A 13,937-nucleotide genomic window follows, 5' to 3' on the forward strand; every position below is an offset into this window, starting at 1 on the left:
TGGCGTTGTAATTATAGACCCTAGTCTATAATTTGGTCATTCAGTATGCACCTGCATTGAAAGGATACTTAAATGGGTACTTTAAAAGAAATGTTAGCTTCGCGTACCCCTGATAGCAGGCTGCGGATCGAGGAAATGGCAGAAGAGATGCTGCTGGAAACGCGTTTATATGAAGTGCGCGAGGCACTGAATATTTCGCAGCAGACATTGGCGAATAATCTCGGTATTTCGCAGCCCTCTGTGGCGGCTATAGAACAGCGTGGCAATGAGCTGAAGATTTCGACATTAAAACGGTATGTGGAAGCGATGGGCGGAACTCTGCGGCTGGATATCGAACTGCCGGATGGCAAACACGTTGGATTTAGGGTTTAAACCGACAATAAAAAGGGCACCGAAGTGCCCTTATACCGTTATTTCAAAGCGATACGGATCACATCGTCCGGCGCCGTGGCTTCTTTCTCGCGGCTGGATGCTTGCTTGACGCTCACGTACAGCGTCTGACCATCCGGCGACAGCGCCAGGCTGTTCGGATGGGTTGGAGTCTTGATGGTTTGCAGCACCTTGTAGCTCTTGGCGTCGATCACGCTGACCTGGCCCGCCTGACGGTGGGTGACATAGACTTCATTGCGCGTCGGGTTGAACAGCACCGCCAGCGATTCCGGCACGTCGATGCTGCTCAGGATTTTGCCGTCGCGGGTATCGACCACCAACACCTGCGCCTGCTTGGAGTCGGTGATAAAGGCGCGATGAGTGGCCGGATCCAGGCTGATGTTCAGGAAGAAGTGCTCTTTGGACTCGTCCAGCTTCTTGCGGCTGACCACCTTGTTGGTTTTGGTGTCGATAGTCACCAGTTCGCCGTCGGCGTTGGTCACGTACAGGCGGCTTGCGGCCGCATCCAGCGCCAGGCCGGTACCGTATTTGCCGGTTTCGGTGATGGTGGTGCGCAGGGTCAGATCTTTGCCGTCCACCACCCAAACCACGCTGGATTCGCCCAGCCCGGTGATGTACAGGGTGTCGGTGGTGGCGTCGGCCACCAGCTCGCGCGGAGCCAACGGTTTTACCGTCTCGGAGCGTTTACGCGCATCCAGCACCAGGCGGCCTTTGACTTCACCAGTTTTACCGTCGATGGCAGTGACCGAGTTATTGACAGTGTTGCCGAAGAACAGCGTGTCGGTTTTGCTGTTAATGGCCGCCCCGAACGGCTTAATGTCGTTGTGAATGATCTGGGTGATATCCAGCGTCTGCGGATCCAAACGATACACCACGCCGCCCTTGTCCAGCTTGCGGCTTTGCGAAGTGGCCAGATACAGCGCGTTCTCGCCCTGGCTGTACACCATTTCATAAGCGCCTTTGCCGACCGGTTTGCGCAGCAGTTCCGGCTCGCTCTGGGCCAGCAGCGGGGCGGAAAACAGCATTGATGTGAGCAGCAGCAGTGGGAAAGCGGCGCGTCCGCCAAAGCGGCGGCTGGTAGTTGTTGCAGAGTTCATAACCTCTCCATGGAGTTAAAATGCTTATCGCTACAGGGCGGTTGCCCAGCGGCCAAGAAAGCTCAACATTGAATTAAAAGTAAAATCCGGCCGGTCGCACCGTGGCGCGCCGAGCGTTCTGTTTGCGAATAATAATCATTATTCATGCCGGAGGGGAGCGATTTCTGCGCAGGCTGGGGTGAAAATCACAATGTGCAGACGGGGGAGGGGTCACCATTGCCGTGTCGCCGCGTGGGTTTCCCGGTTTTCCCTGCGGGCAGATAACCCATAATTAATTTAACTGCGTTATTGTTTGGTCGCTGTAATAATATTTATTTGTTATCTCTTATAATAAAAACCCGATAATAACGGAGGTTTATGTGGGTTAAAAATCTCCGTTTCGTACGTTATGTGAGCGCACAATTACATTGTCTTGCATTGAATTACAGTTGAATACTTTTATGGCGAAAAAGTCATCCTGCGCTGGATAATGACAGGTTATGACATGAATTTTTATAACTTGCGTCATTTGCATACATCGGGTAATTGTTTATGCGTGGCTTAAGACCACCGCATTGATAAAAATAATTTTTCGGGCAGGGGTAATAATGAAATATATAAAAACGCCAATATTCATTGGCGGTGTTGTGCTGTCGGCGTTATCCGCCGGCGCGCAGGCAGAGATCACCATTCTGGATAAAAATCCGCAAAGCAATGTGTTGCTGGCACCGCTGAGTTTAAAAGTCGGCGGCAGTATTCGTCCGGAGTGGATATTTAATAATGGCCCGGAACCGGGATATTATAAAAACGGCCATGACGGCGGTACGCGCTTTCGCTTTAGTGGCGACTATGCGCTGACCCAGAACACCTCGATTATCGGCTACTACGAGTGGGGCGTCGATCTGGCGCACGCGCTGAGCTGGGACGGCCACTACAACGAGGACGGCAAACGCGATTATCAGCGCCAGCTGTATGGGGGTTTTAAAGACGATCGCTACGGCACCTTAACCTTCGGCCATCAATACGGTATCTATTATTCGGTCGTCGGCATCAAAAGCGACGTCTGGGATAACGATGGTCATGCGGGCGGCACCGGCATCGGTATTTCCGGTGACTACGACGGCGGTAATAAACCGAAGAACAGCCTGAAATACACCAATGATTTTGGGCCGGTCACCTTATACGCCAACTATTTATTGCCGGAAGACGATTTGCATACGGCGGATAATCTCAGCTATCGCCGTAAAGGCGGCGGCGGGTTGGGCTTCGATTATAAGGCGACGAAGGAATTGACCTTCAGCGCGGCCTACAGCTACACCGACGCGAAAATCAAAGACAATCAATATAATGAGAAAGAGTATCACCAGCAGCTGTCAGGCACCGCACTGACCTGGCAACCCAATAACTGGTATATCGTCGGTACCGCCAGCTATTACAAAGATTATGTGCCCAGCACTCGCGAACGTACCTTGTCACATTATTTCGCCGGCAGCGGTTACGGGGTCGAAGGTTTTGTCGGTTATACCTTTAATATCGACAAGCCCTTCCTGAAATCGATCCAGCCTTATGTGGCCGCGGACTCGCTGCAATTGAAGGGGGACGAGGATTACCACGCCAATCACGTTTACCTCGGGGCGGGAACCACTATCGGCTATGGCCTGTCGGTGTATGTGGAACGCACTCTGGCCAACAGCAGCGACAACGAACCGGACTCCACCTGGGTGACGGTGTTCTACGACTTCTGATTATCTGTCACAAACTCTCCAGGCCGGCCTCGTTGCCGGCCTTTTTGTTGCGTTATTTCACAGGGTGATCCAGCCTCCCTGAGCCCGCTCCGCCGTGGTTTTCTCCGCCAGATAGCGTGCCGGCGGTTTACCGACGGCTTTGCGGAACATGGTGACGAAGCCACTGGCGCTTTCATAACCCAGATCCAGCGCCACCCGCTGTACGGTCTCCCCTTTGGTCAGGCGTTGCAGCGCCAGCATCACGTGCAACTGCCGCCGCCAGTGCCCGAAACTCATGCCCATTTGCTGCTGCAGGGTACGGTTGAGGGTGCGTTCGCTCATGCCGATGCGCTGTGCCCATTGGCTCAGCGTGGCTTTGTCCGCCGGATTGGCCAGCAGGCGCTCGGTCAGTTGGCGAATGCGCGCGTCATTGGAGACCGGCAGGTGCAGGTTCTCAACCGGCGCGCTGGTCAATTGATCCAGCAGGACGTCGATCAAGCGCCCCTCCGGCCCGTGCTCGTCATACAGCGGATCGAACCCACTGGCCTGCAGCAGCAGTTCGCGCAGCAACGGCGAAACGGCCAGCGTGCAGCAGTGGGTTGGCAACCCGGCGATCGCAGCCTGATCGACAAACAGGGCGTAACATTCGGTGGCCCCGGTTCCCTGAGCGTTATGCAGCACGTTGCTGGGCATCCAAAGCGCGCACTGCGGTGGCACCAGCCACAGCCCACTCTCCACTTCGCAGCGGATCATGCCGCGCATCGTATAAATCAGCTGCGCTTTTTGGTGCCGATGATGGGCAACTTCCCAGTCACTGTTAATGGTGGAACCCTGCACGGCAAAAACCGCGCGGGGCACCTGATCGATATCGAACAACGGCTTAGTGATAAAGGGCATGAGAATAATTCTCAATTTGGCGTAAATGAAAAACATTATGTCCTGATTGTGCAATGTGGTCTAGCGCTGCCGTCGATAAAGTAAGCGCACGTTTTCGAATTCTTAGGAGAAATCTCATGTCATTAGACTCTGCCACCTTCCCGCTGGTCTGGATGCGCCAGCAAGCCGCCGGCCAACCGAAAGATACCCTTGCCGAGTTCGCCGAATTCAGCACCTTGCTGCAGCGGGAACAGCCGTTTGTGCTGCTTTGCGACCGTCGTATGGATGAGAGTGACGAGCAAGATCGTGACGAGCGTACCCAGGTCGCACTGTGGAAGCGCGATCACCGCGAGGCACTGGCGCGCTGGGTCAAAGGCATGGTGCTGATCGAGCCGGGCGACGCTTGCAACGCACCGGGTACGGCGATCCGCTGTGAATATCTGATCCCGATCCGCCAGATGCCGTCCCCAACGACCGCGCTTTAGCGTTAGTTTTCACAAAAATGCCTCTTCGTGCTGCACCAGGTTACAAAAAAGTTCGATATTGCACCGGTAATGTTTCACACTTAGGCCGATGTGCACATATAATGCGCATCCGGTCGTTTATGGCCGAATAACCTATATCGATAACTGCCAGTGGCCACTACCAACACGAAGATGAAAATGAGCATTCGCGCGTTACTAACCCTGTTTATGGCACTGGTGGCATTCAGCCAGGCTGCCTTCGCCGTTGTATATCCTTTGCCTGCCAAAGACAGCCGTCTGGTGGGTGAGAACATCCAGATCACCGTACCGGAAGACAGCAAGCTACCGCTGGAGAGCTTTGCCGCTCAATACCAGATGGGCCTGAGCAATATGCTGGAAGCCAACCCGGGTGTGGATCCTTTCCTGCCGAAAGCGGGCAGCACTCTGACCATCCCACAGCAGTTGATCCTGCCGGATGCGCCGCGTGAAGGTATCATCATCAACAGCGCCGAGATGCGTCTGTACTACTACCCGAAAGGCACCAACACCGTGATCGTGTTGCCAATCGGTATCGGCCAGTTGGGCAAAGACACGCCGCTGAACTGGACCACTACCGTACAGCGCAAGAAAGACGGCCCAACCTGGACGCCAACCGCCAAGATGCGTGCTGAATACGCCGCTGACGGCGAGATCCTGCCTGCGGTATTCCCGGCCGGTCCGGACAACCCTATGGGTCTGTACGCACTGTACGTCGGTCGTCTGTATGCGATCCACGGCACCAACGCCAACTTCGGTATCGGTCTGCGTGTGAGCCACGGCTGTGTGCGTCTGCGTGCTGACGACATCAAGTTCCTGTTCGAAAACGTGCCGGTCGGCACCCGCGTGCAGTTCATCAACGAGCCGATCAAGGCCAGCGTTGAGCCGGACGGTTCCCGTTACCTGGAAGTGCACAACCCACTTTCTGCTAACGAAGAGCAGCTGAAGTCGAAAGATCCGGTTCCGTTGACCATCTCTGCGCCAGTGGGCAAAGTGATGATGGACCCGGCCGTTAACCAGAGCGAAGTGGACGCGGCAATCAAAGCCCGTTCCGGTATGCCGGTTAAAGTGAACTGATTGATTCAGTCGCTGTGAGAAAGACGCCTCCGGGCGTCTTTTTTTATGGCTGTTATTTGAAACAAAAAGATTTATCTCTCAAGTAAGTAAATTGTCGCCCGGTGGAAAGGATAGTTAGAATTTAAATGTTTTTTAGTTATATTTTAAATGTTTCTTACCGTTGGTTATATTTATACAACAAAGATGAGTAACCATGATTAACCTATTTTTAAATAATATAAGCATGCTGACTTAATCCAGGTTAATATATTTATTTCTAGAATTAACTTTTAAAGTCTATCTATATTTCCATTTTAATTCATGGTGTTATCTGGCGTTAAGTTCTGTATTGCACGTTCATCTTACCATGGTCGATAATATAATCCGGCAGTTGCTTGTGATAGTGTGGAATCAAATAATACGCAAAGGCTATCAGGGAATGAAAAAGAAAAACAAAACGCCAACGCCACACGATGCGGCATTTCGTCAATTTTTGACGCAGCCGGAGATTGCCCGCGATTTTATGGAGCTCCATCTTCCGCCAGAACTGCGTGCCATCTGCGACCTCAGCACGTTGAAACTGGAATCCGGTTCTTTCGTTGAAGATGACCTTCGCCAGTATTTCAGCGATGTGCTCTACAGCCTGAAAACCACTACTGAGGATGATGGTTATATCCACGTACTTATTGAGCATCAGTCTACCCCCGATAAACACATGGCTTTCAGGCTAATCCGGTATGCAATAGCTGCCATGCAGAGACATTTGGATGCCGGTCACAAAAAACTGCCGTTGGTGATACCCGTCCTGTTTTATACCGGCAAACGCACTCCTTATCCTTATTCCACCAACTGGCTGCGGGAGTTTTACGATCCGGAACTGGCGGGAAAACTCTATACAACCGAATTTCCGCTGGTTGATGTGACGGTTATCCCTGATAACGAGATCATGGGCCATCGCAGCATGGCCGCACTGACCTTGCTGCAGAAACATATTCGGCAACGAGACCTGGCAGAACTGACTGACAAACTTGCCACCATCCTGCTGAGTGGCTATCTGTCTTCGCCACAGGTGATTTCGCTGGTACACTATATTCTTCTGGCCGGAGAAGCGTCCGATGCTGAAGCCTTTGTACGCGAATTGGCACTGCGGGTACCGCAACATGGGGATGAACTAATGACTATTGCACAACAGCTTGAACAGAAGGGCATCGAAAAGGGCATCGAAAAGGGTATCGAAAAGGGCATCGAAAAGGGCATCGAAAAGGGTTTCGAGAAAGGTATCGAAAAGGGTATCGAGAAAGGTATTGAGAAAGGGCGTCAAGAAGGCGTGCTTGAAGGAAAGCTTACCGTTGCCCGCGCCATGCTGGCGAACGGCATCGACCACGACTCGGTAATGAAAATGACCGGTTTGACGGCCGACGACTTGGCACAAATCCGCCATTAATTGTGTGAACCCCTCCTCCGAAGTCCTGATGCAAAAGCGGGGTCTGAAGATCTTGCTATAAAGTGTCAGGATACTCACAAACTACCTGCCTATGCATTAACCGTTATAAGTTCCCCGTCGTCATTATTCCATTAAAAATCATATCCAATTAACTAGTTATAAACCCTCTCTGACCAGTTACCCGCTGGGAATATTCTCTCAAATAATGTGCATTATGAAAATAAGATCACACAAACGTAACAAAAGATAAACATAGGCTCTCTATATTGGCTGCTTTGCTTTTGGGAGGGAGTGCCATGCGTAACTGGAACGAGCCGAAAAAGAACAAAGCGCACATCGAACTGATCCCGATGATCGACGTGATGATGTTTTTGCTGGTGTTTTTTGTGTTGATTAGCCTGAACGTGATCCCGGCCCTTGGGCTGAAAACCCAACTGCCGTCCGCCGGCAGCGCCCAGCAATTGAAACCGCAAAAGAAGGCGATCATCACGCTGGGGGCTGAGGAGCAACTGCAACTCGACGGTCAGCCGATAGCGCTGAACGCGCTGGTCAGCACGCTGAAGCAACAACAGCAGGAAAACCAGACCACCACCATCATCGTCAACAGCGACAAAGGCGTCGCGGTAGAGCGGTTGGTCGCGGTGATGGATAACCTGCGCCAGGGCGGATTCTTCTCTGTCTCTATCGCCACACGGAAGCTGTGACATGTATCTGCTCTATCGTTCACGTCACCTTTTCAGCTGGTTGCCGGCGCTGATCGTCGTGGGCTGCGTGCTGTTCGCCAGCCAACAGGCGGCGCTGAAAATTCAGCCGCGCTATGACGAAACCGCCATGGAACTGGCATTGGTCGAACCGGAACCTCAGCCAAAACCGGAGCCGCCGGTGGAAGCGCCGCCGCAACCCGAGCCTCCACCGCCGCAACCTGAAGCCCTTCCTGAACCTGTGGTCCCTGCGCCGGAACCGATCGTCGAGGCCAAACCGGTGCCCAAGCCACAGCCGAAACCCAAGCCGAAGCCGGTGAAAGAAAAAGCCAAGCCGGTAGAGAAGGCCAAACCTGTCGCGGTGCCGGCAGCGCCGCGAACCCTGGTCAGCAAGCCCGCCGCACAGCCTGCTCCACCGGCCCCGGCGGCACCGAAGGTGAACGCGCAGGCGATCGAAAATGGCTATTTGCAGGCGCTGCGCCGCGAGCTGGAACAGCGCAAACGCTATCCCAGTGGACGCCAGGCGTCGCTCGAGCGGCCGCAGGGCAATGTCGAGGTGTGGCTGGAGGTCGATCGCAGCGGCCGGGTGATCTCATCCGGCATCACCAATAAAGCCACCAGCATGCTGCTCAACCGTGCGGCGCTGAGCAGCTTGCAAAGCATCAGCCAGGTGAAGCCGTTCCCAAGCGAAGCTTTCAACGGGCAAACAACCAAAAGATTTTCAGCCACGTTCAATTATCAGGCGCCTTGACGCCTGGCATAACAGTTTGATTTTTATGGGATGGAAACAATGAAATCTTTCAATCGATCTGGGATTTATCTGGCCGTGATGTCGGCGATGCTGCCGGGGGCGACATGGGCGGCGGACACCGCCGATGTCGGTACCATCAGCGTGAAAGGGCAGTCGCTGGGCGGCGGCATGATGGTGCAGGACGACAGCGCCAAGTCGCGATCCACCATCACCAAAGAGGCGATGGATAAAATGCCGGCGGCGGCCAACGCCATCGACAAACTGAAATACACCCCAGGGCTGAACGTCAACAGTAACGACGCCAGTGGCCTGAGCGGCGTTGATTACACTATGCGCGGCATGAACTCCGATCAAATCGGCCTGTCGATGGACGGCATCCCGATCAACGACTCCGGCAACTATGCGGTGTATCCGAACCTGCTGGGCGACTCGGAGAACCTGGAAGAAGTGTTCGTGACCCAAGGCTCTTCCGAAGTGGACGGCCCGCACATCGGTTCCAGCGGCGGCAATATTGGCATGGTGACCCGACGTCCCTCGAAAGATTTCGGCGGCTTCGTCAAGCAGACGCTGGGCAGCAATAACCTGAGCAAAACCTTTGCCCGTCTGGAGACCGGTGAATACAACGGCTTCAGCAACTGGATTTCTTACTCGCACACCGAGGCCAAAAAGTGGCGTGGGGAAGGGCGCGAGTACTCCAACAAGTTCGAGATGAACTCGTTGTATGAGGACGGCAACGGCAACAGCAGCAACCTGATCATGAAGTACAACCAGCAGAATAACGTCAACTACAACACCCTGAGCAAGGCGCAGTTTGAAAATGACGGCCGTGATACCGACTACGCCACCACGCCGGAGTACAACAGCAGGGGCCAGTTGAACAAGTACTACAAACTCAACCGCAACCCGTTTGATACCTTCACCCTGTCGTTCACCCAGAAACTGCAACTGCGCGACAACCTGGCGTTGACCCTGCAGCCGTATTACTACTGGGGCAATGGCGGCAGCTTCAACGGCCAGACCGCGTCGGTGCTGTCCAATACGTCGGATAAGGCCGGTCAGTATGACCTCAGCAATTTGACGTCCAACACCTATTACCGTCCTTCCTGGACTCAGACCTGGCGGCCGGGCATCACCACCAAGCTGAAGTGGGACATTAACGAGCAGCACAGCCTGGACATCGGCTACTGGTATGAACGTGCACGTCAGTCGCAGACCCAGCCGTTTATCGGCATCAAGGACGACGGCAACCCGGAGCAACTCTCAGGTAAGCCGGGCGGCTCCGATCAGGTGAAGGACGCCAACGGCAAAACCGTGCAGGGGCGTAACCAGTACACCATCACTCCAGCGCAAAAAGTGTGGCTGCAGGACACCTGGTTCGCTACGCCGGACTGGACCTTCGTCGGCGGGCTGGCCTATCAGTACGTTGAACGCAAAGGGGATAACAAGGGCAGCCTGTATAACGTGCCGGAAAAGCGCGATGCCAAATACCACGAATTCCTGCCGAATTTCAGCGCCAGCTACAAGCTGAACCCGGAAAATCAGGTGTTCTACAACCTGACGCGCAACATGCGCACCCCGCCAAACTACGTGTTGTACAACGTCGGCGATTCGATCAGCACCAAGCCGGAACTGAGCTGGAACCACGAGCTGGGCTGGCGCTTCGAGCGTGAAGATATGCTGATGAGCGCCACGTTGTTCTACATGCGTTACAGCGACCGTCAAATCTCCACCACCAATCCGGACGGTGATTACGAGATGATGAACATCGGCAACGTAGAGAACAAAGGGCTGGAGCTGGAGTGGAGCGGTCAGTTGCCGCATAACTTCAACTACTACACCTCATACACCTACACCGAGTCCAAACAGAAGAGCGACATTGTCAGCAACGGCGGTCTGCCGCTGCCGACCAGCGGCAAAGAGGTGCCGAACGTCCCGAAGAACCTGCTTAACATGACCCTGGGTTATGACGATGGCCTGTACTACAGCAGTGTGAGCGGCAAATACGTCAGTTCGTTCTACGGCGATTTGACCAATGACGAGAAGATTGGCGGCCGCACCGTCTTCGATCTGGCGGCGGGTGTGCATCTGCCGGTGGACAAGAAGATCGTCAAAAGCGCGGCACTACGCTTTGGCATCAGCAACCTGTTTGACAAGGAGTACCTGACGTCGGTGCGCTCCACCACCTTTAACGCCGCGCCTTATGGCGGTGTGAAGGCCAGCACGCCGTACTACAACGTCGGGGAAGAACGGACTTTCAGCGTCTCGCTGGAAGCCACCTTTTAATTAATCCGAGGGTCAAAAAATGAATGCCAATCTATTACACGACATTATTTTCTACGTGATGTACGCCGCGCTGGCGATTGCGCTGGTGATCATTATCGAACGCGCGCTGTATTTCGCCTATACCCAACGCCAGGCGCGTCGGCTGGAGCAGGCGCTGACGTTGGACGTGCACCGCACCGCCGATCTGCCGGATGCGCTGACCCAGCGCAACAGCCTGCCGTTGGCGGTGATCTCACCGGTGCTCGAGCAAAAGCACCGCGCCGGCGACCGTGAGGCGATCGGCGATTTGATCGACGCTCAGTACCTGTTGAGCAAGCCGCTGATGGCGCGGGGCCTGTGGCTGCTGGAAACCATCGTCACTGCCGCGCCGCTGTTGGGGCTGCTGGGCACGGTGATGGGGATTATCGAAACCTTTAAGGCGTTGGCCGCCTCCGGGGTGTCAGAACCCAGCCTGGTGTCTGCCGGCATGGGCACCGCGCTGTACGCCACCGGGTTGGGCATCGCCATCGCGCTACTGTGCCTGGTGGGGAACAACTATCTGCAAAGCCGCATGGAACGGATTAACGAACTGCTGAAGGTGTTGCTGATCCGCGCCGGTGCGCCAGCCAGCCGTCCGGAAAACGGCAGCCGCGAGCAATGGGTTGACAGTGAGGCACCGCGCTATGCCTAATGGCCGTCAATCATGGCGGCCGCGGGGCCGCCTTTACACTGCGTTATGGGGTAGCTGTCTGTTGATGTTGAGCCAGAGTGCGGCGGCGCGTTTTGACATTCCCGGCTACGAGCTGGTGTACACCGCGCCGGTAGAAACCGCGTTGCAGGCGGATGACCTGCGCAACACTGCCGACGTGTGGCAGCAGATGTTTGATGCGGCGAAAACCCGCATCGATTTGGGCCAGTTCTACGTGGCGAACCAACAGGGTTCGTTGCTGGACGGCGTGCTGCAGCATCTGAAAGCGGCGGGTGAGCGTGGGGTAAAAATCCGTTTTCTGATGGAAGAGAAGGGCATCCGCATTTCTACTCCCGAGACGCTGGAACAGCTGAAAGCGATCCCGAATCTGGAGCTGCGCATTATTCCTTACCAGCGCCTGAGCGGCGGCATTCTGCATGCCAAATACCTTCTGGTGGACGGTGAGCAGGCGTTTGTCGGCAGCCAGAACTTTGACTGGCGCGCGCTGGCGCACATCCATGAAACCGGGCTGCGCATCAGCGATGCCGCAGTGGTGGGGCAGATCCAGGCGATCTTCGAACAGGACTGGCAGGCGCAGGCGTTGCTGACGGCGGATAAGCCGGTGCCACCGCTGGCGTACCAGCCCAGGGCCGAAATACCGCAGGGCAATTACCTGGTCGCCAGCCCGCGCGCCTACAATCCGGCCGGGGTGATCGACTCGCAACTTGAGCTGCCGCGCCTGTTGGCCGCAGCCAAACAGCGGGTGCGGGTACAGGTGATGGACTATGCGCCGTTGTCCTTTGGGCCGGATCGCACCCGGCCTTATTACGCGGTGATCGATAACGCCCTGCGCAGCGCTGCCGCGCGCGGTGTGCAGATCGAACTGATGGTCGCCAACTGGAACACCAAAAAGCCGGATATCGCCTGGCTGAAAAGCCTGGCGCTGGTGCCGAATGTGCAGGTGAAAATTGTCACCATTCCGCCGGCCAGCAGCGGGTTTATCCCGTTTGCCCGAGTGATCCACAGTAAAATCATGACCATCGACGGCGAGATCGCCTGGGTGGGCACCAGCAACTGGACCGGTGGCTATCTGGACAACTCGCGCAATCTGGAGATTGTGCTGCACGACGCGAACATGAGCCAGCGGCTGGACAAGCTGTACAGCCAACTGTGGGACAGCCTTTACGCCGAACCGCTAAAGCTGGATTACGACTACCCGGCACCCAAACCGGGCGGCGAATCCTGACAAGCCCACATAAGTGCTAAACCGGCAGGGGGCGAACATGTTAGCCCCTATTTACCCTTTTGATTCAGCTGATTGGCGCGGCGTGCCGCGCCCCTGGCCTTAACGTCGTCGACTTACGGCCGCCAGCCGCTGTGTTCCAGTGCTGTCAGCAACTGCCCGGCGCTCAACCCTTCCGCCCGATGGCCATTGCCGGAAACGGTATTAGCCGCCAGCAGAGCATTGATAATCGCTTCCTCCACCGCTTCGGCTGCCGCCGCAAACAGCTCGGAAATGTAATCGTTATTCACCATGCGCAGCGGGGTGGTAAATGCCCCTTTGTTGGCGTAATCGGCAGGCGGCAGCCCGTCGTTGCCGGTGGCGAAGGCGATAAAAATGTCGCCGCTCGAATCTTCGGTGCCGCCGCCGGTGCGGGCGATGCCGATGCTGGCGCGTTGGGCCAGACGGGCACATTGGTGCGGCAACAGCGGTGCGTCAGTGGCCAATGTGACGACGATCGACCCCATGCCGGGATGGGGCAGTTGCGGTGTGAATGGCGAAGGGATATGCCCCAGATGACGGCCCACCGGATAACCGCCCACCAGCAGCGACGCGCGTTTGCCGTGGTTGGCCTGCACGATGGCACCGACCGTCCAGCCACCGCGATCGGCAGGCAGGCGGCGTGAGGCAGTGCCGCTGCCACCCTTGAATTCATGGCAGATCATGCCGCTGCCACCGCCGACCGCACCTTCCTGCGGTAATCCCTCATGCGCCGCCTGCAGCGCCTGTCGCACATGCTCGGGCTTGACGTGAAAACCGTTGATGTCGTTAAGCAGGCCGTCGAAGGTTTCCATCACCACCGGCATATTCCAGTACACCGCCGCGTCGTTGGTCGGCAGCGCTTCGCGCTCCAGCGCGATCAGACTGTCGCGTACTACGCCGACGCTGTGGGTATTGGTAAAGGCGATCGGGCTGGTCAGCAGGCCGGCTTCGCGGATCCACTCCAGCCCGGTGGCGTCGCCGTTGCCGTTGAGCACATGCACCCCGGCAAAGCAGGGAGATTGCCGTGCCTGGCCGGCGCGCGGTTCGATCACCGTGACGCCGGTGCGCACGCTACGGCCGTCGGCCAGATCGGCGTGGATACTGGCGTGGCCGACGCGGACGCCGGGCACATCGGTGATGGCGTTCAGCGGGCCGGCAACGCCGTGGCCGATTTTAATGCCCAAATCCTGAGCGCGCTGCGACAT

The 13,937-nt window shown here is 55.9% G+C and carries 13 protein-coding genes; 10 read left to right on the forward strand and 3 right to left on the reverse strand.

The annotated features are described in order from the left end of the window. Positions 1-72 precede the first annotated feature (72 nt). Entirely contained in the window at positions 73-372 is a 300-nt protein-coding gene (locus tag ACGS9J_RS17600) for a helix-turn-helix domain-containing protein (RefSeq protein WP_442232113.1), read from the forward strand. A gap of 38 nt (positions 373-410) precedes the next feature. Here the strand turns inward: ACGS9J_RS17600 and yncE are convergent, their stop codons facing one another. Then, a complete protein-coding gene (yncE, locus tag ACGS9J_RS17605; protein WP_442232114.1) occupies positions 411-1,487 on the reverse strand; it encodes a 7-bladed beta-propeller protein YncE in 1,077 nt (358 codons plus the stop codon). Positions 1,488-2,074: 587 nt separating this feature from the next. Here yncE and ACGS9J_RS17610 point away from each other — a divergent pair. Next, on the forward strand, positions 2,075-3,211 hold the full coding sequence (locus tag ACGS9J_RS17610) for a porin (RefSeq protein ID WP_442232115.1): 1,137 nt from the start codon (positions 2,075-2,077) through the stop codon (positions 3,209-3,211). A 57-nt stretch (positions 3,212-3,268) separates the two neighbouring features. Here ACGS9J_RS17610 and ACGS9J_RS17615 read toward each other — a convergent pair whose 3' ends face one another. Next, complete coding sequence (locus ACGS9J_RS17615) at positions 3,269-4,087, reverse strand: AraC family transcriptional regulator (protein WP_442232116.1); 819 nt, start codon at positions 4,085-4,087, stop codon at positions 3,269-3,271. A gap of 116 nt (positions 4,088-4,203) precedes the next feature. Between ACGS9J_RS17615 and ACGS9J_RS17620 the strand changes: the two genes are divergently transcribed. The 8 genes from ACGS9J_RS17620 to ACGS9J_RS17655 all read left to right on the forward strand — a co-directional run bounded on the left by ACGS9J_RS17620 (position 4,204) and on the right by ACGS9J_RS17655 (position 12,714). After that, on the forward strand, positions 4,204-4,551 hold the full coding sequence (locus tag ACGS9J_RS17620) for a hypothetical protein (protein WP_442232117.1): 348 nt from the start codon (positions 4,204-4,206) through the stop codon (positions 4,549-4,551). A gap of 171 nt (positions 4,552-4,722) precedes the next feature. Beyond that, complete coding sequence (locus ACGS9J_RS17625) at positions 4,723-5,643, forward strand: L,D-transpeptidase family protein (protein WP_442232118.1); 921 nt, start codon at positions 4,723-4,725, stop codon at positions 5,641-5,643. 418 nt (positions 5,644-6,061) lie between these two features. Then, positions 6,062-7,066: an Rpn family recombination-promoting nuclease/putative transposase gene (locus ACGS9J_RS17630; protein WP_442232119.1), complete on the forward strand. Its 1,005-nt coding sequence runs from the start codon at positions 6,062-6,064 to the stop codon at positions 7,064-7,066. 296 nt (positions 7,067-7,362) lie between these two features. After that, positions 7,363-7,770, forward strand: a complete 408-nt coding sequence (locus tag ACGS9J_RS17635; protein ID WP_442232120.1) for an ExbD/TolR family protein — start codon at positions 7,363-7,365, stop codon at positions 7,768-7,770. Position 7,771: 1 nt separating this feature from the next. Beyond that, on the forward strand, positions 7,772-8,518 hold the full coding sequence (locus ACGS9J_RS17640) for an energy transducer TonB family protein (RefSeq protein ID WP_442232121.1): 747 nt from the start codon (positions 7,772-7,774) through the stop codon (positions 8,516-8,518). A 39-nt stretch (positions 8,519-8,557) separates the two neighbouring features. Further along, positions 8,558-10,801, forward strand: a complete 2,244-nt coding sequence (locus ACGS9J_RS17645; RefSeq protein WP_442232122.1) for a TonB-dependent receptor family protein — start codon at positions 8,558-8,560, stop codon at positions 10,799-10,801. 19 nt (positions 10,802-10,820) lie between these two features. After that, positions 10,821-11,471, forward strand: coding sequence for a MotA/TolQ/ExbB proton channel family protein (locus tag ACGS9J_RS17650; protein ID WP_442232123.1), 651 nt, complete (start codon positions 10,821-10,823; stop codon positions 11,469-11,471). After that, positions 11,464-12,714 (forward strand): phospholipase D-like domain-containing protein, encoded by a 1,251-nt coding sequence (locus ACGS9J_RS17655; RefSeq protein WP_442232124.1) that lies wholly within the window; start codon positions 11,464-11,466, stop codon positions 12,712-12,714. Before ACGS9J_RS17650 ends, ACGS9J_RS17655 begins: the two co-directional genes overlap by 8 nt. A gap of 113 nt (positions 12,715-12,827) precedes the next feature. Here ACGS9J_RS17655 and ACGS9J_RS17660 read toward each other — a convergent pair whose 3' ends face one another. Beyond that, entirely contained in the window at positions 12,828-13,937 is a 1,110-nt protein-coding gene (locus tag ACGS9J_RS17660) for a DmpA family aminopeptidase (RefSeq protein ID WP_442232125.1), read from the reverse strand.

This window comes from Serratia quinivorans (assembly GCF_052113645.1).
Classification (GTDB): domain Bacteria; phylum Pseudomonadota; class Gammaproteobacteria; order Enterobacterales; family Enterobacteriaceae; genus Serratia; species Serratia quinivorans_B.